Consider the following 24,444-nt stretch of genomic DNA (forward strand, 5'->3'; position numbering starts at 1 on the left):
TTGATTCTGGCGAATTCTGGTCAGGCGGATAAGATGGGGTTCGTGGACCGCTTACCGTAGTCGCAATCAGTATTATTCCAGTGATATGAGGCCAAGCGGTTTCTCCCATGTGCGTCTGCTGGTGGCGTTACGTTGAAAGCTCTTTTTATAAGTAGTTAGTAGGAGAAAGTTACCGACCAAGCTAAATCCCCAACTATGCCAGGATGGTGGCTGGGGCCCCGTGGTGTAACTGCGCTTGGTGCTATGGATTACACGGTCAGCGCGTTCTGCCACATCAACGAGTCTCGGGGATGTAAAGTCAAATGGTCCTGCGATTCGCTTTTCAAGTTTTCTTCCTAGGATCGTGGTGATGCACTGAGTGTCAATCCAATCAGTGTCGAGGCGGATGGGAGACAATTAACCGTAGCTTTCGTTTATCGCTTTCTGCAATTGAGTTCATAATGACTACCCATCAGGATGAATTTTTGCGTAAGCTGCGACAGCCATTACAGCTTCTCGCGTTGAGCTAGAGCAATTTGCAACAGATAACGTTGAGCCGAGTTGTTGTCCATCCCTAATTACTTTGTATATTAATGCGTGTACAAATGATTGAGTAGCGAAGCTTACAGAGGAAAAATCGATAACAACCATGCTCCCACTATTGATTCGGGGGATAATTTCAGTATCTCGAATCTCAGCGGCTTTTTCGACATCTTCCTCGAAAGTTGACACGGATATTATATATAAATCTTCGATATCGGGGATTTCGAAAATAAAATCTAGTGCTAATTCATTAGGATATTTTCTTGCTTCTGCAGCAACATGACGGCAGCTCTGAAGTATCTGGTCAAATTCTGCAATTGAATCTTTTCTCAGCTGCAAATAGGCGAAAGTGCCTGGCCATCCGCTATTTCTAGCAACTTTATAAGTTTTCTGTTGCTCTCCATCTTTGTCGCCCCATATATTTGCAAGAGCGTTGCCAGACCCTAAAAAAAATCTACCGCTAGCCAAGGAGGTTATCTGTTTGATAAAAAATAGTCCTAAACCCGCATTATCTTTCATTGAGTCATATAGAGTGGCTCCAAACGTTCTCGATACATGAGGTTGTGTCGCAAATTTTACCGCTTTTATATCTTTGTCTATTTCTGGATAAGATTGTTTCAGGGTGTCCTTAATTCCTAATCCGCAGTCTGCAACACAGATCTCTACCAAACCAGATTTTGGGAAATACTGGGCCATAGCGACGCCCCCAATTGCACTGAAAGAATGTTGGATGACATTTCTTAATAGCTCAATTAGAGAGTATTTTATTGCTCCAGCGACCTCAACATCATCTATTGCGAGTATGGTCATAACGTCGTTGGCAAATTTCGGAATCTCTTTGCTTGTGCGAATTCGAACTAACTTTACTATTCTCTCATCGTCGCCATATTCACTTTTTAAAGAGTCGGTCCCTTGTTCAACTAGCTCAAGAAAGCCGGATTTCTGTAGGTATCCGCCGGCCACGGACGATCCCGAATATTTTATTCTGGCGTGCTTTCTTTTGGTTTCCTTTAGAAAAAGATAATAAGCGGCGAATAAGGTAACTCCATATGGAGCGATGTAATTTACAGTCGAAAAATCGATAGTGACTGGTCCGGTAGGCGAAATTATCCAGTGCCAACCGCCGAAAAAATTCTCGAGGCCTTTGTCTTCGATATTTGCGGGCACTCTAATTTCTGTCTTATACATATTGTATTAAGCCATTGATAAATTATTTAATGAATAATAACACACTCAAAACATCAAGCGCTGCGGCAATTTTAGAATCGGAAAACCGGGACAGATCTATTTTCTATTAAAATAACCGAAAACCGAGACAGACTTATTTTATGCATCTGCAGCCATCTCATCCGCCGCCTCTAATAGTTCTGTTTCGTTATTACCCGACTTCTGAGAGATTTTTGGAGGTGCCGGGCTCCAGGCTTTCAACCACTGTCCAGCCTCCTGATAAAAATGAGGCACGGCTTTTTCCAGCTCCTCAATGAATATCTTTCGACCGCTGAACTTACCAGCCAGATCTACTTCGTATACCACTTCCAGGGTGGTGGCGGTGGTATTGGATGTCTCGGACTCCAGTAACTCAGGGGAGTCCCTTAGGGCACTTAGCGGCTGGTAGGTTGTCTCGGCCTTGCCGGGCCTCGTTGCTCGCACAAAGAAGTTTGCCGGATTTGTGCGCTTCAGTTGTCGGAGCAGCCAGTTGGCTCTGGCCTTGGTGCTCTTTTTATCTTTTGGTGCTGTGAGTTTCATGGAGCAATAAATCATTCGTCGCTGCAGGTCTGCATGTATCTCCAGATCAGCCGCCGCATTGATGATGCTTAACGCGCATTTGAGCACGGGCTCTTTGCAGAAATCGGTGGCGTCATCTTTAACCCGCTCCGCAGCATCCGTCCGATGACTGTTTTTCAGCTTCAGAGAAACGTTGCTGCCCGTCAGCCTGGACATGATCAGGCAAAGGTCCCGCTGTTCCTGGTGCCAGGCCGCAATGGTGTTTTGTACCTCGTCGCTGGCTCTTGTCAGTGAGGCATGGCTTTTCACCTTATTGACGACGTCCTTCCACTCGCTGTTCATCTGGTCAAAGTTACTGATGCCGGACCGGTCACTCTCGAAATAGCGGAGAATTTCACCGAGGATGAAGACTTGGTCTATGTCTTCAACGCCATCATTCTTGAGCAGGAGTTGGCACTGTGTGCGAATGAATGCCCAGGACCAGTGATAAAGCGCGACGGAGCGGGTAGCGATTTTTGGAAGTTTTACCGGGTGATGAGTCGGGAGTGCTGTGAACTGATTGGTAATGGTGATTACGGCATCCAGCTTATGGTTCTTTGCTTGTTGTAGATAGCGTGAAACCTGTTCTTCGCCGATGGTTTCGTGACCAACTTTTGCCTCGATCAACGCTCGCCATTCACGCCTTCCGGTGCGAAGAATCAAGATCCCATCCGGTCGGTCTTTTAGTTGAACGGCCTTCTTGTCTTCATTCGCAAACACGACTTCAGTCCAGGCCTCTAACGTGGCGCTGCTTCCGACGCGGGTGCCAAGGGATTTCAGCAATGCCTGGCGAAGTTCAAGCACGGAGCGCATACCTGCCAGTAACACAGAGACAGATTTCTGTTCACGAGCACTATCTGCAGTTATCGGAATAAGACGGGCAGGTTCACCACCAGACAGGAATTCAGGACGAGTCGTCACAGCCAGCTCCATGCTTCTATTTATTTTAGTTTGCTAATGAATACTAGCAGCGATGACGGGATGTGCCTGTTTATCGGCTAAGGAATTGTTAAAGCTTGAAAAAGGGGCGTAACAGGGTGTGCGGGTGAGAGTCGCCGGAAAACCGGGACTCCCATTAGCCAGCCGGAGTCAAGACACAATAAGAGGCCTGCCCGCGTCCAAGTGTTGCAGATAGATGGTTAGTCGCTTTCACGACGCCAGTCTCAGAGTGGCTCACGGTCAGGGCGCATCAGGCACTCAGCGTGCTCGGGAGAGTGCGCGGAGACCCATTCAGATTTCTGGTTGAACCATCCCGGTTTCCGGGTTGCTCTACGCACTCAAATCGTCATCAGGTAAAGAGTTTGGTTTGATCAAATGGCACCTCGTCGCGCATCACGTAGTAACAGGCTCGGGCCATTTTATGAGCCAGGGCCTTGGTGGCCAGGGCACCATTGCGCTGCGCTCGTTTGCGCTGGTAGAACCGGTGCGCCGTCTTGTTGTGCCGGATGATGCTGTGGGCCAATTCAACGAATGCCCATCCCAAATATTTGTTTCCGTTACGCGTGTTGTTCTGGCCCTTGGTTTTGCCGTTGCTCAGCCGCTGACTGTTCACACAGCGGCAGTAGGACGCATCTGGGCGATCTTTGCTCCTGATGGCTTTGTTGTCTTCATTCAGGAATACCGGCTCTATCCATGCCTCTAGGGTGGCGCTGGTTCCGACACGCACGCCCAGGGATTTCAGCATAGACTGGCGCAGCTCAAGCACGGACCGTAGGCCAGCGAGGATGACGGAAGGGGATGCTTTTTAAACCCATTTTGGGTATAAATGTACCTCAATTGGGTATTTCGGGGTTCATATGGAAAATCAAAAGCTTTCGAAGCAGGTGGGAATGGCGGAGGCGCTTTTCCCCGGGACCCGGCAAAAGGTTTTAAAGTTATTCTTTTTGAGGCCCGATGCCGATTTTGCTCTACGTGAGATAATCGACGCGCTTGGCGCAGGGTCTGGCGCAGTGCAACGAGAAGTGGCCCGGCTGGTCGATTGCGGACTCGTTTTTCAAGATCTTCGAGGCCGGCAAAAGCGTTACAGAGTAAATCGAGAATCCCCGATTTACTCTGAACTCGCCTCTCTGGTAACGAAATTGCTCGGCCCAGAATCCCAGATCGATACTGCGTTGCAACCTCTGTACCCTGAGATTGATATTGCGTTGCTTTACGGTTCGGTGGCGAAGGGTGTTGATCACGCAGGAAGCGATGTTGATCTCTTGCTAGTATCCGACACTGTGAGTCTGGAAGATATTTTCGAGACCCTTGATCCCGCAGAACGTTCGCTTGCCCGCACCATTAATCCTACGGTGTATACTCGAAGCGACTTCACAAGCCGTATTGTGAAGCAGCAATCTTTTCTTACCAGGGTCCTGGATGGGCCTTACATCCTACTTAAAGGGAATTTGGATGAATTCGGAATCTCTCGATAATCTGGTCAAGATTAATAAGCTCCATCGGGAGCCTCCCGATGCAGAAGAAATCAAAGGATTAATACGCTCCGGGACTGTTCGTTTGAAAGATGCACGTCTCGACTCGCTAAGCATCGAAAGCCGTTTTGACCTTTCGTATAACGCTGCACATGCGCTGTCACTCGCCGCTTTACGGCATTGCGGTTATCGGTCGGACAATCGCTATCTCGTTTTTCAATGTTTACAACACACCCTAGGGTTGTCGGCGGCGAAATGGCGGGTGCTTGATCAAGCCCATTAAAAGAGAAATCTGGCGGAATATGAAGGTGAGATCGACCTGAGCCCGGCCTTGATTCAGAGTGTTCTCAAAATTGCAGAAGAGATCGAGGAGGCCGTGCTCAGGCTGACGGGCGATTGAAGGATTCTGATGAATAACGTTTTTTTCTTGGTTCAGGGCGCTGCGGAATGGTTCGGATTGAAAGGAGTGGTCAGGATAAAACTGACCAAATCTCTGATTGGGAAATTAGACATTCAAAGACGTTTTTTGACCTGGTGGTCCGTTCCCCGTCCGGGGAGAGATTTCGATGGCCATTGGCGGATTGCAGGATAGAACCGACAGAGGTATTCGAAAACTGCCTGCTTTCGAGAGATTCGGGCCGCTCCTATCAGGAAGTGAAAAAGGTCGTTGTGTTCGGTGAAAAGCAGGCGTTGGTTCGATATCCCAACTCAGAAAAGGATTATTTATTCAAACGAGAAAACGTCGTTATTGAACGAACCGCCAATTTCAAACAAAGCGCAGTTTTCCAATACTTTCTCGATGTGGCGGAGGCGAGAGCGAAAACTGGTGCGCCGGGAAACGATGACGAGGAGTTTTCTCCGGATAGCTTTTTGAGGAGTCAGCTGGACAAACTTCTGCCGAACCCTGATTCGGTATTGAACGCTTACCTCTCAGGTAAATCTGAGTCCAGAGAAGCTCCCGCACAACTCATTTTCCCATTCGGCCTGAATGAGAGTCAGCTTTTGGCGACAAGGCGGGCTTTCCAATCCCAGGTGAGTGTTATCCAGGGCCCGCCGGGAACCGGCAAAACGCAGACCATCTTGAACATCATCGCCAACATTGTCCTGAAGGGAGGAACCGTCGCGGTATTGTCAAATGCGAATTCGGCGGTTGAGAACATTTATGAAAAGCTGAAGACGTATGACCTCGATTATCTATCGGCGCAACTGGGAAATCGTGACAACCGTTCACGGTTCTTTGAAGACCCACCGTCGATACCCGATTCAGTCCCAGCAGCAGAAGTCGCGCCAACACTCTGGAACATCAGTCGGCAGGTCGGCGCGGTTGAAGACGTTCTTCATGCCCAAACCAGTGCAGCTTTGTTGAAGGCAGAAATTAGAGAGTTGTTGGCAGAGCGTCGCCATTTAACGCGGTGGATAGAGGAGGACTCGGAATCTGCACGCGATTGTTTTGATGAGAGGCTTTCAGCGAGGTACCAATTTCCCTCGGGCCAACTGATCGAACTGATCGCATTTTTGAATCTTCTTGAAGACAAACCCGTTTCTCTGCGCGATCGCCTGACGCTCTTTTTCCGTTACCGAATTGTCCGCACGAAATATTTTCGCACCGCGAAGCAGCGAAATGGCCTTGTACAGATGCTTCAAAGGCAGTATTACGACAAGGCGCTGCGACAAAAAGAGCTTGAGCTGGCAAGTTTCCAAAAGACTCTTGAAGACAACGATCTGGAAGCGCTGATACTCGCAATTGCCAACTCATCTCTAGCGCATATGAGGTCAGAGCTGGGCCGAAGGAAATGGCCAGAAACTGACTTTAAAGGGGCGTCTAATCGCAAACTGCCCTGCGATTTTTTTCAGCGCTTTCCGATTGTCGGCAGCAGTACCCACTCTGTCTTGGCATCGATCGGTGCTGGCACTGTAATCGATTATGCCATCATCGATGAGGCTTCCCAGCAAGACATCTTGCCCGGAATCTTGGCGATGGGCTGCGCCCGCAACCTCATTATTGTTGGCGACACGAAACAGCTCAGGCCCGTTCTCAAGGCAGTCGAGCCGCCGCCGCCCGACAAGAAATACGACTGTTCAACGCAAAGTTTGCTTGATTCTTGCCTTAAGGTTTTCGGCGAGACCGTGCCGGTAACGCTGCTGAAAGAACATTACCGGTGCGACCCCATGATCATCCAATTCTGCAACCAGCAGTTTTACGAAAATCAACTCATCCCCATGACCGAGGGGACGCATCCAGACCCCATGCGACTGATTGTTACGGCGAAAGGTAACCACGCTCGTGGATTCAAAAATCTTCGTGAAATAGACTCGATTCTCCACATTTTGGAGCGCTCTGAGAAAAGACTGTCTGAAGATTCGGACGGACGAGGTTTTATCGCGCCCTACAATGCTCAGGTGGATCTCGCGGAAGGGGCATTACCCGTTGATTTCGCGAGTAAAACGGCGCATAAATTCCAGGGCAGAGAGTGCGATGAAATCGTTTTTTCCACAGTTCTGGACAAAAAGTCCGCAGATGATCATCAGCAGATAAGTTTTGTCGATGACCCTCAACTTGTTAACGTCGCTGTTTCTCGCGCAAAGAAGCAATTTACTCTCGTCATAGGCGAGGAAGTATTTGATAAGGCGCGAGGCCACATTGCGGCATTGGTCAGGTATATCGAGTATTACGGTTCTGGCGAGCCGAATCAGATCATCAGGTCCCCCGTGGTCTCGGCATTCGACTTGTTGTATCAAGAGTACGACAAATCGCTGAACCGATTGAAGAATCTGCTTCGATCGTCAGATTCTGACTTCAAGTCAGAGCAAATTGTTGCTCAGATTCTTCGTGAATCCCTTATTCGGGATTCCAATCGGGATCTCAAAGTTTTCCCACAAATTCCATTGAATCAGATTGTTTCCGCTCGATCGCTTTCACTGACGAAAGACGAAACAGCATTTTTGCATTCCCGAAGTAGCTGCGACTTTGTCATTTATTACAAAGTCGGCAAGAAACCCCTGGCGGTGATTGAAGTAGACGGCGGGTCACACGAGTCAGATGTTCAGCGGCGCCGGGACGCCTTGAAGGACAGTATTCTCCAAAAAGCAGGCGTTGAAATACTGCGGTTGAAGACCGTCCAGAGCCGGATTGAAGAACGTATCGTCGAATTCTTGCATCGAATCCAAGGCTCCTCACTCCATTGAGCCAATAAAATCCAGTCTGGGTATTAATCACCCAATTTGGGTGATTGTTGTGAGAGCGTACAGATTTCAGTTCGAGTTGCTTTCGAAGGAAAACTTCGTCCGATTATTTTTCTCATTCTTGAAAAGGCGGGACAGACCTATTTCTCGGACTTTGTTATCGGGTAGAACCATTGCTAAAACAGGCCAAGATGGTTACGTCCAGTTTTCGTTTGTTCACACCCGATCAATAATCCCACACAACGCATCCAACCCATCCGTCAGCGCCGCCGGCCCAGGCTGAAGAATCAGCGGTGACTTGATCTCGTATAGGTGTTTTCGGTTGTCAGGCAGCTAAGCGATAAATCCTTCGCCAGCCGGTAGGTATCGAAATCCCGAGCCAGGAATAGCTGGCCCTGGTAGTGCTGCATGGATGCGGCCGCCAGCTGATTAATGTGGGGGGTGCCGCCAGGTCCCGACTGGTAACGGGAGCTGAAGTGAGTCAGCACCAGGTTGGGAAGCTGTGCCTGTTGGGCAAATTTTGCCACCTGTTCCGCGGAGCTGTGTTGAGGCCATGGCCCGACGCGGTCGGCTACGTCCTGGGTATAGGTGGCCTCGTGGATCAGCACATGGGTGCCTTCGCAGGCCTCGGCGAGCAGGGCCGGGGTGTCGTTGTCGCCGGCGACGATCAGACGGCGGGCAGTGCGCGGAACCTGTGTGTAATCGTCACTTCTGAGCAGGCGGCCGTCCTCCAGCAGAACATTGTTCCCTTTCTGCAATTCGCCCCATTCGGGGCCGGGCTCGATATCATCTTTGCGGAGTTTGTCCTGCAGCAGCTGTCGCTCCAGGTTTCTTTCGGTGAACACATAAGCGCGACATGAAACGCGATGGGAAAGCGCTTCGGCGCTCACGCTGAACTGCTCATCCTGCCAGTGGAAGTCGGGCGCTTCGGAGTCTATGAAGTTCAGAGGGTAGCTCAGGCTGGAGTCGCTGTTGTCCATCACTGCAGTGATAAAACGTTGCACCTGGACGGGAGCGATGACATCCAGCGGCTCCGTACGGCCGAGCATCGAGGCACTGGTGAGCAGGCCCGGCAGGCCGAAGGTGTGGTCGCCGTGGATGTGGGTGACGAATATGGCCCGCAACTGCATCACCGAGTAGCGAGTACGCATCAACTGGTGCTGCGTGCCTTCGCCACAGTCCACCAGGTACCAGGGTTTGGGGCCGGAGTGGCATAGGGCCAGGCCGGTTACGTTGCGTGACCGTGTGGGTGTTCCGGCGGATGTGCCCAGGAAAGTGAATTCCATGGTTCCTCGCTTGATCTGTGGGGTCTGACCCTAAGAATACATGTTTTGCTTAATTCAGGCCGGTGGCCTTTCGTCTTCATTATCCCACTGACCCGGCCTTGATCTTTGTACGGCATTGCCGTATATTTTGACAATGCTATTCATCGAGACCTCAACTTTCACCGGCTTTTGCCGAACTACCTCACAGACGAGGAATACCGTGGGCTTCAAACGTATCTTTTACAGAAGCCGGACGCAGGGAGCCTCATAAAAGGTTCGGGTGGTGTGCGAAAAGTCCGATGGGCACCAGCGGGTTCGGGAAAGAGCGGTGGTATCAGGGCAATTTATTATTGGAAGAAATCTGACCACGAGATATGGATGCTCACGCTGTACAGTAAATCAGAGCGCGCAGTTATTCCTGGCTATACGCTCAAGCAGATAGCGGAGGCAATCAAAAATGGGTGACAGAAACCTTGGGGCGGAGATTCTCGACGGTATGAATGAGATTCGACAATTCAAGAAAGGTAAATTAGCTCTGCGGACGCATGAGCTTTCAGAGCCGTCTCCGCCAAAGGTAATCAGACTGAAGCTGAGCATGTCGCAATCGGCGTTTGCTGGTCTTATGGGAGTCAGCGTGCGAACTCTTCAGGACTGGGAGCAGGGTCGAAGAGAACCACAAGGCCCGGCAGTTGCCCTTTTGCGGATTGCTGAGCAATACCCGGAAGTTTTTAGTCAGCTTCACTGAGCAAATTAATCCATTTCGAAAAATATCTATCAAACAAGAGTTATCAAACAACCATGACGAGAAAGACATTAGGTTTAACCGGAAAACGAAATAAAGACGCTAAACCAGTGGCTGAGGAAGCCGAAGCAGTGTTTGAGGCCGATCCACAAAAACGTTTTTTAAATGCTGTGGCTATCAATCCAGCGCCGGGGATTCGTTTGGAGTCAGGTTCAGAAAAACTCACGGTGCGTGCGATGGATTTGATCACGCCGATTGGAATGGGGCAGCGAGGTTTGATAGTTGCACCGCCGGGGTCTGGCAAATCGACGATTTTAAAAGATATTTGCCAGGCGGTGGGAAAGGCGTATCCCGAGATTAAACTTTACGCATTATTGATAGATGAGCGACCCGAAGAGGTCACTGATTTCAAGCGTAGCGTCCCGGCTGAGGTACACGCTTCTTCTTCGGATGAGAGCTATGCTCACCACGTTCGCGTTGCCGATGAGCTTCTTGATATCGCCCGCCAACAAGCTGGCGAGGGTCACAACGTCATGGTTGTGATTGATTCTCTCACGAGGCTTTCGCGTGTGCATAATGCGGAGCGAAAGAGCAGCGGTCGCACTATGTCTGGCGGGGTTGATGCGCGAGCGATGGAGATCCCGCGGAGGTTATTTGGCGCTGCACGAAACATTGAGAATGGCGGCTCGCTTACCATTTTGGCAACCGTTCTGGTTGATACCGGTAGCCGTATGGACCAGGTTATATTTGAGGAATTTAAGGGCACGGGGAACATGGAGCTGGTTTTATCGAGAGACGTTGCGAATCAGCGAATCTTTCCCGCGCTGGATATTTCGAAAAGCAGTACGCGCCGTGAAGAGTTGCTGTTGGATCCAAAAGATCTAGACAAAATAACAGCATTGCGCCGGGCGCTTGGCGGTCTCAAACCGCTAGAGGGCACAAAAAAGCTGGTTGAGCTGCTTGAGAAGTACCCCACAAATGCCGAGCTTCTGAAAAACATCCCCGGAACGCACACCGATTGAATCTGAACCGAAAACCGGGACTGGAAAACCGGGACAGATTTATTTTCCCGGGATCGATACCATGCCGATGCGCATGCGTGAGATGCGCGCGAGCGACTGATGGAGACAAGCGATATGAATACCGCTTCAGCGGCATATCCAATCGGTACGTCCGGCACTCCCTGGGGCGACGCGGAACGTGCCCAGTGGCTGTCACGGCAGGCCCGTGAACGCAGTTACGAATCTGATGTACTGAGCGTGGTTGGGCGGCTGCGTTCGCGCTTCGACGTGCAAGAGTATGGCCGTCTGGAATACGGCCCGGACGTTTATCCGCTGATGGCGATCCGTAGCCGCAACTGGCGTGCCGATCGGCCGGTGGTGCTGATTACGGGCGGCGTGCATGGCTATGAAACAAGCGGTGTCCATGGTGCGCTGCAGTTCGTTGAGCAACATGCAGCGGATTATGCTAGTCGTGTAAACCTGCTGGTCGCGCCTTGCGTCAGCCCCTGGGCTTACGAACGCAGCCATCGCTGGAACGCGAACGCGATTGATCCCAACCGCTCGTTTCGTGATGACGGCCAGGCGGGGGAGTCAGCGGCGCTCATTCAACTTGTGGCGTCGATCGATGAGCCAATACTGCTGCACATCGACCTGCACGAGACGACCGATACCGACGAAACCGAGTTCCGCCCGGCGCGTTATTCAGTATCCGTTGGCGCAGCTTGGCCTTTGCACCAGCATGACCAACGCCCGCTACAGGACCACCACCGAGGTATACCCAGACAGCGACCGAGTGACCCCCGAGCAATGTAATGCCGCGCAGGTTGTCGCGGTGTGTGCGGCGATCAACTATGCGCTGTCAGTAGGAAAACCGGGACACCCATCACCCGCTCCATCTGCATCCTAAAGATCTCGCTCTACTTATGGCAGCAAGTCTTGTATTTCCTTCCACTGCCACAGGGACAGGTTTCATTACGGCCGGGTTTGAATTGGCCTTCGCTAGTTTCACCCTGGAGGTAATACCAGTGGCCGTTCTCCTTGAGGAAATTTGAACGCTCTTCGAGAAACCCGAAGCTCTGGGCAAGGCGATAGTTAGCCCGGAAGTGAACCGTGCCCTGTTCGCCATTTTCAGTGCTATTCAATATCTGGAGTGAAACCCAGTCAGGGGAGTCTTCCAGGCTAAGTGATCCTGGCCGGGTTCTGGGGTGCCAGGTCGTCAGAATGTATTCCGGCAGATTCAGCACAAATGCGGCATACCGCGAACGCATCAGGGTCTCCGGCGATAAGGCGGATTCGCCCTGATGCAAAGGTTGGCAACATTGCGCGTAGAGGGCTCTGCTGCCACAAGGGCATAGAGTGCTTGCGAAATCGTCTGTCATAGAGTGTCTTTTTACAAACTTTATCTCGGGTCAGAATCGTGGATCACCACTTTCGGAGCAGGGGCAAGGAGAACGGAAAACGCCCCCCTGGCCAAAAGCTCGCCTTCCTCTGTGACCACCTCAACTCGCCAGTCTCCTAACATGTGTTGGTCGATATACTTGGCTGAGGATGCGCGCATGGGGTCACCCGACGGCCTGATTTCCACCCGCGCAACCCGTTCATCCTCCAGGTACCAGTCGTGGAAGTGCAGCCGATCTTCCATGCCCTGGATTTCGGTAAACAGGTAAATTCGAATCAGTCCGTCACTCTCCATCATCAAAACGTTCGGGATTTCGTCGATTGGCTCTTTTTCCTCCAGGCCGGTACTCAATTGCGCCCGGATCAAGTGATCAGAAAGTAGTTTGATGGACGTAGCATCTTCCGGGGACGGTTCGGATTCTCCTGCAGACGGCGCCGGAAGGGAGGCGGGCTCTACCGGTGACACCGGTTCGCTCGCCTGACTGGGCAACTGAGGGGGGGCGGGTTCCGCACCGGATTCACTCGACGCGGTTTCCGATGCAGTGTCGGGCATGGAGTCAGGCGGCTCGGCGACTTCTGCCTGAACTGAATTTGTCCGGTCCGGCATGCTAGGGCGTGCGCCAAATTCCGGCTTTTCTCGTGGTGCGGTCTTCGGTAATTGGATAGAGGGACGCTCGGCCGCTGGCTGGTCGATAAATACCGACGGCGGAGAAGGCGCCTCAACTCTCTGATTCTCTACCAGCACTTCTTTTTGTTCCCCGGTGCCAAAGATCTCAAAGGCGCCCCAGATTATGCCTCCCACCACCAGAAACAATACGAAAAGTGCAGCAAAGATGCGCCCCCAATGATACACAACAATTTCCTGGGGTTCTGCAGGCTCGGGTAGGCGGGAGGACTGAGCTGAAAAAGGTCGCTCTTTCGGTATCGCTGTTTTCACTGGTCGTTCTTCCTTGATACGGGCAAAGGATGATTTGAATGTGCACAACAGCTTCACGTTGCGTATTGCGAAGGTGTTAGGCGAAAAAAAGAGGATAACTTGCCAGTACGGGAGACAAAATTATTAAAATCGTACTATAGCAAACTGGTGGAAGTACGAGGTTACAGTGCTGTTAAGTCACTCTCGACATCTTCAAACAGTTTTTGCATGAAATCCTCGATTGGGCGCTCGCGCCTGCGTGGTGTAACACCTGCAAACGCCGCATAACGTTTCTGCATATCAGCAGTCATTTCGCCGGTTGGTTGCAGAATGAGTCGTTACCCGAACGCAGGCTGGTGTGGCCTACTACCAGTAACCCGTTTCATCCACGCCATATCCAGCGGGACCAGCACGTTCAGGGCGAACAGCACCCAGCCCAGCGGCTGCAGGCTCTGGGCAAACCATACCATCAGGCCAAGGGACAGCAGGCCCCAGGTAACATCGGCAGCAATCATCAGGTTCAGATACTTCTCCTGCCACTGTTCATTGAAGGCCACGGCGGCCATATCCACGCACCACAGCAGCATCACAACGCCGACCGCCAGGTAGAAGGTTGCGCCTGGGCCTCCCGCCCACTGTGCAATCGGCTCCGCAGCCAGAATGAGAGCCAACGCCAGGGGCGTGGAGAGGCAGACATCGCTCAGAAGTATTTGCTTCACACTGAATCGACGGACTAGGTTTTTCATGGGATCACCTCAATCGGGTTTCGTAAAGTGTTGGACTACGCTACAAAGCTTCTACCCGGGCGGTGATAAGCTCAATTACCTCTGAGGTAATGGTGCAGCCTACCCTCGATCGGGATAATGGCTGAATACTCGGGATTGACAGGAAAGCCAATGAGCGCCTTCGGTACGCTGTTCAGAGAAATGCGGCAGGGCAAGCGCCTGAGCCAGATGGATTTTGCCCTGGCGTGCGAGGTGTCGGCAAAACACATCAGCTTTCTGGAAACCGGCCGCAGCAAGCCCAGCAAAGGCATGGTTCTGCATTTAGCGCAGATGCTGCAAACGGACCTAGCTGTAACCAACCGCCTGTTGTCGGCGGCGGGTTACAGCCAGGTCTACTCCGACCAGGATTTGAGCGCGCCCGGTATGGCCATGATCAGGGAGGCGCTTGAGCACCTGTTGCAGGGACACCTGCCTTACCCTGCGGTCGTATTCGACCACGAATATTATTTGGTGATGGCTAACCAGGCCATGCAGGAGATGATGGCAAGAATGATGGAGTTGGGCGCTCAGTTTCCGGCCCGGCCAAATTTTTTGCTGTCGCTGCTGGATGGCAAGGGCATGAAACCCTTCGTGGGCGATTGGGAGAATATCGCCTGCCATATGTTGCAACGTGTCTACCATGAGCATCTGGCAGGTCCCTTTCGGGATCAGTCCAATCGATTGCTGGAACACGCACTGACGGTGCCCGGTGTGCCACAACACTGGAAAAGCCACGCGGTCGAACACCTGGACTACCCGGCAATTCCATTTACCCTGAATCTGGGGGACCAACAACTCAAAATCTTTTCCACTATTGCAACCATTGGCACGCCCCTGGACGTTACCGCTCAGAATTTACGGATCGAGCATTTCTTTCCGATGGATGAGCGCAGTAAGGCGTATTGGCAAGGATGAACCATGAAAATCGGCGTCATAGCAGACACCCACAGCAAAATGCGTCCCGAAGCTTTGGAGGTATTGAGAGGCTCGGAGCTGATCCTTCACGCCGGTGACGTTGGCGGGGATGAGGTTCTGGTAGCGCTGGAGGCGATCGCTCCGGTGATTGCGATTCGCGGCAATATCGACAAAACAGGCCGTGCAGCGAATCTTCCGGATGTTCAGGATCTGGAGTTCCTCGGCCACGCGTTCTACATGCTCCACGACGTCAAAACCCTCGACATCGATCCGCAAGGTCGTTACCGCGTGGTGATCGCCGGCCATTCCCACAAACCCCGTAACGAGTGGGTCGGCGACGTGCTTTACTTCAATCCTGGTGGAGCCGGGCCCCGGCGCTTTACTCTGCCAATCACGGTAGGGCGGCTAGAGGTGAACGAAGACCGTGTGGCAGGTAAAATCATCGAACTGCCGATTTGATCAATTCGGCCCGCCGCGTCTGAAAAATAGATCTGATCCATTTTCTAGGGGCTCTTGATGTACAAAACGCTTTTATCCCGAATGCTGATTTCAAATAGCTCACTAGCCCGGATGAGATCACTAAGCTTTTTGTACCCGTAGTTCACAGGGGAGAAGGAGCTGTTGTTGGATATGTACTGGCCAACCCGGCCGAGATGCGCCCATCCATCGTCATCTGCGGTTTGTTCAACCGCGGTCCGCAGAGTTCGAACAAGAACTGTATCCCCCCGCAGCTGGTTGCGACCCCATTTGATTTCTCCGGTTGGCTTCTGGCTGCCGCCATCGACGGTGGCATCCTGCTGCTCGATCTCCTCTCGTAGGTTCTCTGTGTAGATGAATTGAGAACAGGCGTTGACGAATGGCATGGGTGTTTTTCGCTCGCCAAAGCCAAACACCGGTAGACCAGCCTCAAGAATTCGCATAACGAGGGGGGTGAAGTCAGAGTCGCTGGTCATTAGCGCAAAAGCGTCCACGTTTCTGCTGTATAGCAAGTCCATTGCATCGATGATCATGGACGCATCAGTGGCGTTTTTGCCGGACGTGTAGGCAAACTGCTGAATTGGCCGGATGGCATTCGCATGCAGCTTTTCGATCCAGCCACCAAGCTGGGGGCCATTCCAGTTTCCATGGGCATGGCGTACGTTCACGGCGCCATACTTGGCCAGTTCCTGCAGTACGCCTTCAATTGATTGATGGCTCACGTTGTCGCAGTCGATCAGGAGCGCAATTTTGTAGTTATTATTCATCTTCCTTGAATGGTCCTTTTAAAAGTCTCGAATCTGGGACTTTACCATGGCTTGCCCAGAACTATGAGGGGTGGTGAGTCGGCAGCGCGGCGAAATGGTTGGTGATAGCGATCACGGCATCGAGTTTGTGGTTTTTGGCCTGCTGCAGGTAGCGCGACACCTGTTCCTCGGTGATGGTTTCGTTGCCAACTTTACCTTCGATCAAGGCCCGCCATTCGCGCCTCCCGGTGCGCAGGATCAGCAGCCCGTCTGGTCGGTCTTTATTCTTAACGGCTTTCTTGTCTTCATTCAGGAATACCGGCTCTATCCATGCCTCCAGGGTGGCGCTGGTGCCGACACGCATGTTCAAAGACTTCAGCAGGGACTGGCACATGTCAAGCACGGAGCGGAGGCCGGCAAGGATAACGGACACGGATTTCTGCTCTCGGGCGCTGTCTGCCGTTATCGGAATCAGGCGGGCGGGCTCGCCGCCGGTGAGAAACTCAGGACGAGGCATTAATGGCGCTCCATGTCGTTTTTATAACTATGTACGCTCTAGCCTAGCAGTGATTGACTATTGTACCTGTTAACAAGGTAATGAAGTGTAGGATACTGACCGCGAGAGTAGTGACGACAGCGAATGCGGGGTTATTCTTTGCTGCGTCGGTGGGCGTTTCATTCCCATTATTTCACACACGGAAAACTAGACGCTTGAGTAAGAATAAATGGATTATGCAGATTTGATGGGTTCTGTTCCTTCGGCCTTATCAGCGGTTGCGAGCATTGCTGCCGCAGTAGCGGCATGGGGATCGCTTAAAGTAAGCCGAGAATCAAAGCGTATTGCGGAACAAGGTGCTCTGGCAGTGCATCATGGATCGGCATCCAATGCACTATCCGAGGGTTTGGAACGCGTCGCTAAAGAGTCGGAAGAATTTTCTTCGCTCGCTTTGGATGTGTGGTCCCAGTGGGCTAGGGAGATCGAGCAATATGAGCGTCCAGACGCAGGCGGTTCTGATCCGCGTCCGCTCAGGCACGTGCTCACGAATGGTAGCGAAATGTTGGAAAGACACGCCAGCAAATGTGGGAAAAACTACCGCCACGCGCAAAGGTCTATTTTCTCAATTATTCGGAATGGAATGGGAAAAACGTCCGATGAGGAGTACCAAAAACTTCTGAAAAAAGCAGATGGTACTTACCTTGGTTTCGAGTCTGTTTTTGGAACGCCGCGAACTGATAAGGACATTTCCTCTGCTCTCGCTTTTCGGTCGCTTTAATGCATCCATTGCACATCGTTGAAGTGGTCGTAAGAAACGGGATTGATGAGGCACTTACTGCTGCCTATGGCCCTGAATGGCCATGGTCACACAGCTTCGAGCAAAGCCTTCCCAATCCAAAGAATATTTACAGTGCGCAGCGAGACCTAACGCGAGCTCGGGAGCCCTATACCGCAGCAAAGAAAACGTCCAAGGTCATTCCAGAGCTCCGATTTGTGTTTTGGCAAAACATGTTCACCAAGCGTCACGATGGGCGAGTATGGGATAAACATCTTGCTTCAACCTTCCCGGGACTTCCAGGCCGTACCTTAAAGAGCAATCGTGCAAAGCTTCACACCCAGCTTGAGTCAATTCGGAGGTTGCGAAACCGCATTGCACACCATGAACCCATCATTGTTCGAAACCTCAATGATGATTTTCAGAAAATCATTGATGTAATCTCATACCGTTGTAAGCACACCGGCACCTGGGCAGTGGCTAACACTAACGCTTATCGACTCATCAATTCTCGGCCGAGTGGAAACGCCCAGTCTGGTCAGCAAACCCCAGCAGCTCAAACGTCACTAATGCCCGAGACTGACTGCGAAGTGTTAATAAATGTGGATGATTACCTGAAACGCTATGATCGCTGGTGCTCTAGCCCAGAAACGATTATGACGGCAGTGCGCTCTATGGCGGAATGTTCGTGTACCGACTGCTATAAGGGTATTCGTTTGGTCAAACTGACGAGGCCTGAGCTTGTGGCTCACATCAGCGCTGAGCTGGCGTCTTAGCCTTGGTCAACGGCAAAATTACCTGTCCCGGTTTTCTTCACACCCGATCAATAATCCCACACAACGCATCCAACCCATCCGTCAGCGCCGCCGGCCCAGGCTGAAGAATCAGCGGTGACTTGATCTCGTACAGGTGGTTGTTTGCCACGGCCGGTATCTCGGCCCAACCGGGGCGCTCGGTCACTTGCTCTGGGCGGAATTTTCGCCCGCACCAGGAACCAATGATGATGTCCGGTTTGCGGGTGATGACGTCTTCGGGGTTCTCGATGATGCGTTCCCTGGCGCCCGGCTCGGCGGCCCGTTCCGGGAAAATATCCTCGCCACCGGCAATACCGATCAGCTCGGACACCCAGCCGATACAGGTGATCATCGGGTCGCCCCATTCCTCGAAGTAGACACGCGGACGGTCGGGTCTTGCCCCATTGCCCTTGCTTCGTTCCGATCTTATTGTTTCCACCCGGTCGGACAGTGCTTGTGCGTAGGCGTCGGTTTGCTCGGCCAGGCCCAACATGCCGCCGAGGGTTCGGATCATGGACAGGATTCCAGCGACGGTGCGCTGGTTAAAGATATGCACAGCCACGCCGCTACGCACCAGTTCGGCCGCAATGTCGGCCTGCATGTCGGAAAACCCCACCACCAGGTCAGGCTTTAAGTCCAGGATTCGCCCGATCTTGGCGGAGGTGAACGCGGAGACTTTCGGCTTTTCCTTCCGGGCTCTCTCGGGCCGCACGGTGAACCCGGATATGCCGACGATGCGGTCCTCGGCGCCGATGGCGTAGAGGGTCTCTGTGGTTTCTTCGGTGAGGCAGACGATGCGCTGTGGATAATTCATGGGGACACTATACGTGGAAGTGAAGGGTTTGGCTCGAGCAGGTTTCCATTTTTGAAACTCTGTGCTAAAGTTTCAAAAAAAGAAACAAGGAAGTTCTGTGCACATAATTTCAAGAAAACCGTTCAATGATGCAGCCAGGGAGTTTCCCAATGATCGGGAGGCATTGGTCAATACCTACACGACGTTACGAAATGGAAGATTCGAAACACCCGATCAGTTGAGCCAGGTGTTCCCGACCCTGGACAATTTCAAATACCGGGACAAATGGTGGGTAATCGACATTGGCGGCAACAATTTACGGCTGATTGCCTTCATTGAGTTTCGTGATAACCGTATGTATGTGAAACACATCTGTAGCCATGCCGAATACGACCGGCTGACTGACAAATACCGTCGCAATAGGGAGTGAGGCTTATGTTATCGCCTGCTTTTGTTGAGATCAGAGACGCCCTGGCTCAGGTGCCTTTTGTCGCCCATATTGAGACCCGGGATGACTATGAGCAAGCACTGGAGCTGATGGACCAGTTGGTGGATGACTACGACGCCAGCAGGCTGTTAATCGAGATTCTGGCTGTGAGCATTGAGCGTTGGGAAGACCAGGCAGCAGAGTTTTCTGACTTTAATGCTGCTGTTGCAGGAACAGATCGGGGAATCGCGGTATTGAAAACGCTTATGGCTCAGCACGCTCTTGGAGTTGCTGACCTGCCAGAGCTGGGATCGAAGGGTAATGTGAGCAAAATTCTGAATGGTGCTGAAGGGAAAAAGCTGACCCGCAAACATATGGAATCCCTCGGCACACGGTTCGGGGTGCCTCCAGTACTGTTTTTTTGAAATCATTTACCTCAAGGCGCAAAAAAACCGGGACACAAGAAAACCGGGACAGACCTATTTGTTGATGTATTTAACGGCTTAGAATTGGCGAACGGTATCGACTGGGTGTTCATGTGGCACCCAGATAACAGGCGCAGCGACGGGCACTTTTATGCATATGGATAAAGCAAAAAAGCGTATTGCAAAGCAGGTTAGGAAGGGCTTTCATGGGTATCCGTTAGTTTCGCTGGAGTATTTTGGTAAAACGCCGGATTCGGCCACCGAGGTCGTTGTTACATTTACCATGGAGGAGGGCGCGGCTCCCCAGAAGCAAACGTTTGCGAGTGGCGGTGACGCCCGGGACGATGAAACGATTCAATCTACCCTTCTGAAAATTATTGAGCGGGCGGATGCCAAAACGGTGACTGAAATAGACGGCATTACCACTCTCAATGAAAGCTGACACTCAGAAACCGAGGCAGGTCCAACCAGTGTTCGTCGAGCGCCGTGATTTTGAGTACTACCTGGAAAATCTTCAGGAGTGGAAGCAGGTCTATGAGCTGGAAGTTTTCAGTTACTGCCTGATGACGAACCATGTTCATCCGGTCGTTCAAGCAAACGACAACCTGACCGCAATCCCTCAATTGATGAAACGTCTGGCTGGTCGGCAGACCCGTTTTGTGAATGCCCTCGAAAAACGCAGTGGGTCCCTCTGGGAAGGACGCTACAAGATTAGCCCGGTTGATACGGATGCCTACCTGTTGGCTTGTTGTCGCTATGTGGAACTCAATCCTGTCAAAGCAGGGATGGTGGATAAACCAGAGCGATACGAGGGGTCGAGCTACCCGGCACGTTTAGGAATGGCGCCTTGCAACTGGCTGGCTAATGGGTGTCCCGGTTTTCCGGGGGTTATGCCCGCTTGTTGCGTGAGGAATTGTAAAATCCGGTGTCTATCGATCATTAGCTGTGGACATGGTGAAAACACCTTTTGTAAGCTTCCTAACGGTGTTTCAATGGAGTGAGCGATGTCCTGGTTCAAGGTCTTTTCCGCAGTAGTAATAGCCAATGTTGTGTCATAGATCATCATCAGCCTCATAGGCTGGTTTATCTTTTTTGTGGTTTTGGATTCATTCAATAACACGTTGATCGAAAGGCTTTCCATGAAAGACAGCCTTAAATTCCCAACCATTTCTGTCCCATCCCACTCACCGCCAGCGCCGACTCCAGAGGAAATTAAGACGACGCAGGAACGGGAGAGGCGGTTAGCAGCGAAGCAGCGCCGGGCCAAGCGTGATGCAGAACAGAGACGGAGTGCCATTTCGAGTAGTAAAGAAATGTGTGATTTTTGGACTTCCTCACTCCAGCTTTCTCGGCTTGCCATACTACTTTCTCCGAATGCTCTTTTGTATTGTCAGCCAACGATACCACTATTGTATGCGGGTTCGGAGGGGAAGTGCTGCGCACTTGGTTGCGCAGGCAGGCGAATGCGTGAGTGTTCTGCTACTTCGGTGTGACGCAGAACTCCAATCTGATACATTTCCGATTAAGCTATTCCACTCCAGCCCCGAAAGACTGTATATTTATACATACATTCTGGAAAATGGCTTACGGCGCAGGACATCAAATGAGCGAATCTTACAAACTTATAGACTTATTTTGCGGCGCTGGAGGGATGAGCCTCGGCTTTCACAACGAATCGGTTGATAGCCGGTTTGAGAGTGTTCTGGCAATAGACAATGATGCTGCGGCCTGTGCAACTTACAACGAAAACTTTGGCGGCCGTTGCGTAACTGCCAACATTGAAACGTGGCTTTCCGAAAGCGATGTACCGAAGGCTGATGCTGTTATCGGTGGCCCGCCTTGCCAGGGTTTCAGTTTGCTAAACAAAAATCGCGAGGGCGATTTGAGAAGGGCTTTGTGGGAACCCTACCTTGATATCGTAGAACAATCGCAAGCTTCGGTGTTTGTGATGGAAAATGTGCCTGGTCTGCTAAAGAGTCAAGAGTTTGAAGAGATAGTCCATCGGTCAAAAGACCACGGGTTCGATGTGTTGAGTGCAAGTGTGATGAACATGGCTGATTATGGTGTTCCTCAAACACGTCGACGCACAATAATCGTCGGCTACAGACCCGATCACTTCCCTCAAGATTTTATTGCTCCAGAGTTTCCGCCGAAACCGACGCACCGTGCACCGAACGAAACTACCAATCTTCCGCCGTGGCGAACCGTTCATGAATTTATTTTCGATTTGCCAGAGCCGGAAGGCATTCAGATTAGGCACAGTGCTCCGCCCCTTAATCTCCATTTTGGGCGCTCACCGACGCCGGTCAGCCTGGAAAGGTATAGGGCCGTTCCTCCTGGCGGGAATAGATTTGATTTACAGAGGAATCGGCCGGATATAACGCCTGCTTGTTGGGTCAGGAAGCCATCAGGAGGTACTGATCTTTTTGGACGTCTGTGGTGGGACCGACCATCTGTCACGATTCGAACAGAGTTTTTTAAACCGGAAAAGGGTCGGTACCTTCACCCTGAGGCTGACCGCCCGATCACTCATCGGGAGGCGGCTCGCCTGATGTCGTTTCCAGACGAATTCATTTTCACTGGCTCAAAAATTCAAGTTGCTCGGCAAATTGGAAATGCCGTGCCACCAGTATTCGCGTTGAAGATTGCGCAATATATCGGTTCTCTCTTGAAACAGCGGAAAGGATGCTTTCAGGAGACATTAAAAGAAACGGCGAAATCAAATGAATTTGAGGTTGCCTGATGGCCAGGAGGTCAAAACGTTCCGACCCACAGGAGTTGCGAAAAGCGCTAATTAAGTTGCTAATCGATTTTGACGCAAAATTACTACAACCAAATTTGCGCGAGCAGGTGAGGGCGTTGGTTCCGGCAAACCACTTGCTCAGAGACCTCGGCAGTTCTTTGATCGAGGGTGAGGGGCTTGAAAACGCACGAGACAGAATTGTCGCTTACCTTCGCAAATACCATGGCAGCTTGATACAGGGTGATGAGCTAATGGTGGTTGCCGGAATAAGTGAGTACGCCCGGCGAATCAGAGAGCTTCGTGTGCAAGAGGGATGGCCGATTCTGAGCGGGGCCATGATTCGGCAGATGCTTGATGGGGGCGAGATTGACAAGTCAGACCTTAGCTTTAATGACTTAAACGATCTGAAACTGGACAGCTATTTGCTGTTAGAGGATAGGCTAGACCGGGACGCTGCTCATCGCTGGAATTCCGCCAATCGTATCAGAAAGAGCGATTATGGTATCAAAACCAAAATCATTGAGTACCTGCGTCTCAACGTCGGTAAGCCTGTAACAGGCGAGGAACTAAAATACCTTGCCAATGATAAGTCCGAGTGGCCACGCCGGGTCCGGGAGCTCAGAACAGAGGAAGGGTGGCCGATTACAACCAAGATTTCCGGTAATTCGGAACTGCCAGTTGGTGTTTATGTTCTTGAAGAAGACAAACAGGCTGAACCCCATGATAGAAAGATCCCTGATACTGTACGAGTGGATGTTCTGACTCGGGATAACCATTGTTGCCGCAAATGCGGCTGGGGGTATCCTGATCTAACGCCCGGAGACCCAAGGCGAATTCTGGAACTGCATCACATTGAGCACCATGCCGATAAAGGTAAGAATACCGCAGAAAATCTGATCACCTTGTGCAATGTTCATCATGATCAGGTCCATAAGGGCGGCATCTTGAAAAATGAACTTGTTGCCTTGCTCTCTGATTAAGCCAAGCTTGTTCGGCGTCAACTAACTTGTCCGGTCATCCTAATCGTCGCCGAACAGGAGGCTCCCTATCAGAGATGTATTGGCATAGGGCCATCTTTCATGCTGAAGCTCGGTCGTCTTCAACGGCTTCCAGCTTCACCCGAAAACCGCAGGCTCCGGCGTATTTGCTGAGTGTTCCCCAGCTCGGATTGCTTCGGCCACGCTCAAGCCTGGATATGTTGCTTTTGTTGGTGCCGAGTTATCATCCGTCAGCAGGCAGGGTTCCATGCCAAACTGGCAGCGCCAGATCCTCCGGATCGTCATTCGGACCGCCGGTGCGGCTCTTGAAAGCCCCCTCTTGAATCGGTACCCGGAATAATGCCGTTGCCTTACGCTCCTTGTCATTCGGCGCCCGAACCTGCTCCCACCGCCCCGGCTCAATCTGGTTGATGATGGCGCGGAACGCGGTATCAAAGGCGGCATCGTCAGTTACCGGCACAGCCCTGCCGAACAGAACCAGCGACTCGTAGTTGGCGCTGTGATTGAACGCCGATTTGGTCATTACCCACTCGTTCGTCACCGCGAACGAAATACAAAGCAGCGCATCGGATCCGAGACGACGGGACAACCGGCCGCCCCTGAGAGTATGCAAGTACAGATCATCGCCGAGCCGCCACACCGTTATGGGAATAATGCGCGGCTCGCCATCTTCAACAAATCCCACGTGAGCCGTTTTGAGCCGATCAATCAGTGAGTAGGCGGTCGTTCTGTCATAACTTGCCCTCGTTGCAGCCCGCTGCACCCTGCTACGAGGACAGGAAGTCAGGGGTGATGTCATGGTTCCGGGCACATCCATCGGTGTTGTCATCTAAGGCTCCCGAATAGTCTCTGGCCATACAATTTATACTCCTATTGGAAAGCACTTCTG

The 24,444-nt window shown here is 51.7% G+C and carries 26 protein-coding genes and 1 pseudogene; 15 read left to right on the plus strand and 12 right to left on the minus strand.

The genetic code is table 11. The features are described 5' to 3' along the window. Positions 1-444: 444 nt before the first annotated feature. From WEB64_RS00920 to WEB64_RS00930, 3 genes are all read right to left on the minus strand, one after another. Positions 445-1,689 carry a DUF4325 domain-containing protein gene (locus tag WEB64_RS00920; protein ID WP_368065504.1) on the minus strand — a complete coding sequence of 415 codons (1,245 nt, stop codon included), beginning with the start codon at positions 1,687-1,689 and terminating at the stop codon, positions 445-447. A 159-nt stretch (positions 1,690-1,848) separates the two neighbouring features. Further along, positions 1,849-3,207, minus strand: a complete 1,359-nt coding sequence (locus tag WEB64_RS00925) for a hypothetical protein (RefSeq protein ID WP_368061142.1) — start codon at positions 3,205-3,207, stop codon at positions 1,849-1,851. A gap of 367 nt (positions 3,208-3,574) precedes the next feature. Further along, positions 3,575-3,970, minus strand: a complete 396-nt coding sequence (locus WEB64_RS00930; RefSeq protein WP_368061143.1) for a transposase — start codon at positions 3,968-3,970, stop codon at positions 3,575-3,577. 112 nt (positions 3,971-4,082) lie between these two features. Here WEB64_RS00930 and WEB64_RS00935 point away from each other — a divergent pair, with 112 nt between their 5' ends. The 3 genes from WEB64_RS00935 to WEB64_RS00945 all read left to right on the plus strand — a co-directional run bounded on the left by WEB64_RS00935 (position 4,083) and on the right by WEB64_RS00945 (position 7,883). Continuing rightward, positions 4,083-4,700 (plus strand): nucleotidyltransferase domain-containing protein, encoded by a 618-nt coding sequence (locus tag WEB64_RS00935; protein WP_368061144.1) that lies wholly within the window; start codon positions 4,083-4,085, stop codon positions 4,698-4,700. Next, entirely contained in the window at positions 4,678-4,980 is a 303-nt protein-coding gene (locus tag WEB64_RS00940; protein WP_368061145.1) for a hypothetical protein, read from the plus strand. Before WEB64_RS00935 ends, WEB64_RS00940 begins: the two co-directional genes overlap by 23 nt. Before the next feature lie 164 nt (positions 4,981-5,144). Further along, positions 5,145-7,883, plus strand: a complete 2,739-nt coding sequence (locus WEB64_RS00945) for an AAA domain-containing protein (protein WP_368061146.1) — start codon at positions 5,145-5,147, stop codon at positions 7,881-7,883. Positions 7,884-8,167: 284 nt separating this feature from the next. Here the strand turns inward: WEB64_RS00945 and WEB64_RS00950 are convergent, their stop codons facing one another. Continuing rightward, on the minus strand, positions 8,168-9,166 hold the full coding sequence (locus WEB64_RS00950; RefSeq protein ID WP_368061147.1) for a ribonuclease Z: 999 nt from the start codon (positions 9,164-9,166) through the stop codon (positions 8,168-8,170). 436 nt (positions 9,167-9,602) lie between these two features. On the opposite strand from WEB64_RS00950, the gene WEB64_RS00955 reads away from it, so the two are divergent. From WEB64_RS00955 to WEB64_RS00965, 3 genes are all read left to right on the plus strand, one after another. Next, complete coding sequence (locus WEB64_RS00955) at positions 9,603-9,890, plus strand: helix-turn-helix domain-containing protein (protein WP_368061148.1); 288 nt, start codon at positions 9,603-9,605, stop codon at positions 9,888-9,890. A gap of 53 nt (positions 9,891-9,943) precedes the next feature. Beyond that, positions 9,944-10,909, plus strand: a complete 966-nt coding sequence (gene rho, locus WEB64_RS00960; RefSeq protein WP_368061149.1) for a transcription termination factor Rho — start codon at positions 9,944-9,946, stop codon at positions 10,907-10,909. 114 nt (positions 10,910-11,023) lie between these two features. After that, entirely contained in the window at positions 11,024-11,701 is a 678-nt protein-coding gene (locus WEB64_RS00965) for a M14 family metallocarboxypeptidase (protein WP_368065505.1), read from the plus strand. A 104-nt stretch (positions 11,702-11,805) separates the two neighbouring features. Here WEB64_RS00965 and WEB64_RS00970 read toward each other — a convergent pair whose 3' ends face one another. The 3 genes from WEB64_RS00970 to WEB64_RS00980 all read right to left on the minus strand — a co-directional run bounded on the left by WEB64_RS00970 (position 11,806) and on the right by WEB64_RS00980 (position 13,948). Next, positions 11,806-12,267 (minus strand): YchJ family protein, encoded by a 462-nt coding sequence (locus tag WEB64_RS00970; RefSeq protein ID WP_368062247.1) that lies wholly within the window; start codon positions 12,265-12,267, stop codon positions 11,806-11,808. Between the two features lie 20 nt (positions 12,268-12,287). Further along, entirely contained in the window at positions 12,288-13,223 is a 936-nt protein-coding gene (locus WEB64_RS00975; RefSeq protein WP_368062246.1) for a DUF2914 domain-containing protein, read from the minus strand. 317 nt (positions 13,224-13,540) lie between these two features. Further along, the gene (locus WEB64_RS00980) at positions 13,541-13,948 is read right to left on the minus strand and encodes a hypothetical protein (protein ID WP_368062245.1); all 408 of its coding nucleotides are present in this window, start codon (positions 13,946-13,948) and stop codon (positions 13,541-13,543) included. A gap of 150 nt (positions 13,949-14,098) precedes the next feature. On the opposite strand from WEB64_RS00980, the gene WEB64_RS00985 reads away from it, so the two are divergent. Beyond that, on the plus strand, positions 14,099-14,881 hold the full coding sequence (locus WEB64_RS00985; protein ID WP_368062244.1) for a helix-turn-helix domain-containing protein: 783 nt from the start codon (positions 14,099-14,101) through the stop codon (positions 14,879-14,881). Positions 14,882-14,884: 3 nt separating this feature from the next. After that, positions 14,885-15,340, plus strand: coding sequence for a metallophosphoesterase family protein (locus WEB64_RS00990; RefSeq protein WP_368062243.1), 456 nt, complete (start codon positions 14,885-14,887; stop codon positions 15,338-15,340). 44 nt (positions 15,341-15,384) lie between these two features. Here the strand turns inward: WEB64_RS00990 and WEB64_RS00995 are convergent, their stop codons facing one another. Next, a complete protein-coding gene (locus tag WEB64_RS00995) occupies positions 15,385-16,125 on the minus strand; it encodes an NYN domain-containing protein (protein WP_368062242.1) in 741 nt (246 codons plus the stop codon). Positions 16,126-16,186: 61 nt separating this feature from the next. Beyond that, the gene (locus WEB64_RS01000; protein ID WP_368062241.1) at positions 16,187-16,621 is read right to left on the minus strand and encodes a hypothetical protein; all 435 of its coding nucleotides are present in this window, start codon (positions 16,619-16,621) and stop codon (positions 16,187-16,189) included. A gap of 208 nt (positions 16,622-16,829) precedes the next feature. On the opposite strand from WEB64_RS01000, the gene WEB64_RS01005 reads away from it, so the two are divergent. Further along, positions 16,830-17,378 (plus strand): hypothetical protein, encoded by a 549-nt coding sequence (locus WEB64_RS01005; protein WP_368062240.1) that lies wholly within the window; start codon positions 16,830-16,832, stop codon positions 17,376-17,378. A gap of 810 nt (positions 17,379-18,188) precedes the next feature. On the opposite strand, the gene WEB64_RS01010 is transcribed toward WEB64_RS01005, so the two are convergent. Beyond that, positions 18,189-18,983 (minus strand): cobalamin-binding protein, encoded by a 795-nt coding sequence (locus WEB64_RS01010; protein ID WP_368062239.1) that lies wholly within the window; start codon positions 18,981-18,983, stop codon positions 18,189-18,191. A gap of 97 nt (positions 18,984-19,080) precedes the next feature. Between WEB64_RS01010 and WEB64_RS01015 the strand changes: the two genes are divergently transcribed. The 4 genes and pseudogenes from WEB64_RS01015 to WEB64_RS01030 all read left to right on the plus strand — a co-directional run. Beyond that, on the plus strand, positions 19,081-19,392 hold the full coding sequence (locus tag WEB64_RS01015; RefSeq protein ID WP_368062238.1) for a type II toxin-antitoxin system HigB family toxin: 312 nt from the start codon (positions 19,081-19,083) through the stop codon (positions 19,390-19,392). Between the two features lie 5 nt (positions 19,393-19,397). Next, on the plus strand, positions 19,398-19,814 hold the full coding sequence (locus WEB64_RS01020) for a type II toxin-antitoxin system HigA family antitoxin (protein WP_368062237.1): 417 nt from the start codon (positions 19,398-19,400) through the stop codon (positions 19,812-19,814). 151 nt (positions 19,815-19,965) lie between these two features. Beyond that, positions 19,966-20,256, plus strand: coding sequence for a hypothetical protein (locus tag WEB64_RS01025; protein ID WP_368065506.1), 291 nt, complete (start codon positions 19,966-19,968; stop codon positions 20,254-20,256). Continuing rightward, positions 20,246-20,566 (plus strand): annotated as a pseudogene (locus WEB64_RS01030) (transposase); the annotation flags it as partial. The gene WEB64_RS01025 and the pseudogene WEB64_RS01030, both read left to right, overlap by 11 nt. Positions 20,567-20,634: 68 nt before the next feature. Here WEB64_RS01030 and WEB64_RS01035 read toward each other — a convergent pair. After that, complete coding sequence (locus tag WEB64_RS01035) at positions 20,635-21,174, minus strand: hypothetical protein (protein WP_368062270.1); 540 nt, start codon at positions 21,172-21,174, stop codon at positions 20,635-20,637. Positions 21,175-21,417: 243 nt separating this feature from the next. Here WEB64_RS01035 and WEB64_RS01040 point away from each other — a divergent pair, with 243 nt between their 5' ends. Continuing rightward, positions 21,418-22,557 carry a DNA cytosine methyltransferase gene (locus WEB64_RS01040; protein ID WP_368062235.1) on the plus strand — a complete coding sequence of 380 codons (1,140 nt, stop codon included), beginning with the start codon at positions 21,418-21,420 and terminating at the stop codon, positions 22,555-22,557. Positions 22,558-22,673: 116 nt separating this feature from the next. Next, complete coding sequence (locus WEB64_RS01045; protein WP_368062234.1) at positions 22,674-23,537, plus strand: HNH endonuclease; 864 nt, start codon at positions 22,674-22,676, stop codon at positions 23,535-23,537. Between the two features lie 241 nt (positions 23,538-23,778). Here WEB64_RS01045 and WEB64_RS01050 read toward each other — a convergent pair whose 3' ends face one another. Beyond that, complete coding sequence (locus WEB64_RS01050; RefSeq protein ID WP_368062233.1) at positions 23,779-24,384, minus strand: pyridoxamine 5'-phosphate oxidase family protein; 606 nt, start codon at positions 24,382-24,384, stop codon at positions 23,779-23,781. Positions 24,385-24,444 lie beyond the last annotated feature (60 nt).

Origin of the sequence: Marinobacter sp., assembly GCF_040882185.1 — a bacterium.
In the GTDB taxonomy this organism is placed as follows: Bacteria; Pseudomonadota; Gammaproteobacteria; order Pseudomonadales; family Oleiphilaceae; genus Marinobacter.

What these genes read in the sequence shown, in the direction of transcription:
- WEB64_RS01020 (WP_368062237.1), top strand. Translation starts at nt 19,398, where the DNA reads ATGTTATCGCCTGCTTTTGTTGAGATCAGAGACGCCCTGGCTCAGGTG.
- WEB64_RS00965 (WP_368065505.1), top strand. Translation starts at nt 11,024, where the DNA reads ATGAATACCGCTTCAGCGGCATATCCAATCGGTACGTCCGGCACTCCC.
- rho (WP_368061149.1), top strand. Translation starts at nt 9,944, where the DNA reads ATGACGAGAAAGACATTAGGTTTAACCGGAAAACGAAATAAAGACGCT.
- WEB64_RS01000 (WP_368062241.1), bottom strand. Translation starts at nt 16,621, where the DNA reads ATGCCTCGTCCTGAGTTTCTCACCGGCGGCGAGCCCGCCCGCCTGATT.
- WEB64_RS01010 (WP_368062239.1), bottom strand. Translation starts at nt 18,983, where the DNA reads ATGAATTATCCACAGCGCATCGTCTGCCTCACCGAAGAAACCACAGAG.
- WEB64_RS01040 (WP_368062235.1), top strand. Translation starts at nt 21,418, where the DNA reads ATGAGCGAATCTTACAAACTTATAGACTTATTTTGCGGCGCTGGAGGG.
- WEB64_RS00980 (WP_368062245.1), bottom strand. Translation starts at nt 13,948, where the DNA reads ATGAAAAACCTAGTCCGTCGATTCAGTGTGAAGCAAATACTTCTGAGC.
- WEB64_RS00970 (WP_368062247.1), bottom strand. Translation starts at nt 12,267, where the DNA reads ATGACAGACGATTTCGCAAGCACTCTATGCCCTTGTGGCAGCAGAGCC.
- WEB64_RS00935 (WP_368061144.1), top strand. Translation starts at nt 4,083, where the DNA reads ATGGAAAATCAAAAGCTTTCGAAGCAGGTGGGAATGGCGGAGGCGCTT.
- WEB64_RS00955 (WP_368061148.1), top strand. Translation starts at nt 9,603, where the DNA reads ATGGGTGACAGAAACCTTGGGGCGGAGATTCTCGACGGTATGAATGAG.
- WEB64_RS00950 (WP_368061147.1), bottom strand. Translation starts at nt 9,166, where the DNA reads ATGGAATTCACTTTCCTGGGCACATCCGCCGGAACACCCACACGGTCA.
- WEB64_RS01005 (WP_368062240.1), top strand. Translation starts at nt 16,830, where the DNA reads ATGGATTATGCAGATTTGATGGGTTCTGTTCCTTCGGCCTTATCAGCG.
- WEB64_RS00930 (WP_368061143.1), bottom strand. Translation starts at nt 3,970, where the DNA reads ATGCTGAAATCCCTGGGCGTGCGTGTCGGAACCAGCGCCACCCTAGAG.
- WEB64_RS00945 (WP_368061146.1), top strand. Translation starts at nt 5,145, where the DNA reads ATGGTTCGGATTGAAAGGAGTGGTCAGGATAAAACTGACCAAATCTCT.
- WEB64_RS00985 (WP_368062244.1), top strand. Translation starts at nt 14,099, where the DNA reads ATGAGCGCCTTCGGTACGCTGTTCAGAGAAATGCGGCAGGGCAAGCGC.
- WEB64_RS00990 (WP_368062243.1), top strand. Translation starts at nt 14,885, where the DNA reads ATGAAAATCGGCGTCATAGCAGACACCCACAGCAAAATGCGTCCCGAA.
- WEB64_RS01025 (WP_368065506.1), top strand. Translation starts at nt 19,966, where the DNA reads ATGCATATGGATAAAGCAAAAAAGCGTATTGCAAAGCAGGTTAGGAAG.
- WEB64_RS01050 (WP_368062233.1), bottom strand. Translation starts at nt 24,384, where the DNA reads ATGACAACACCGATGGATGTGCCCGGAACCATGACATCACCCCTGACT.
- WEB64_RS01035 (WP_368062270.1), bottom strand. Translation starts at nt 21,174, where the DNA reads ATGGCAAGCCGAGAAAGCTGGAGTGAGGAAGTCCAAAAATCACACATT.
- WEB64_RS00940 (WP_368061145.1), top strand. Translation starts at nt 4,678, where the DNA reads ATGAATTCGGAATCTCTCGATAATCTGGTCAAGATTAATAAGCTCCAT.
- WEB64_RS00995 (WP_368062242.1), bottom strand. Translation starts at nt 16,125, where the DNA reads ATGAATAATAACTACAAAATTGCGCTCCTGATCGACTGCGACAACGTG.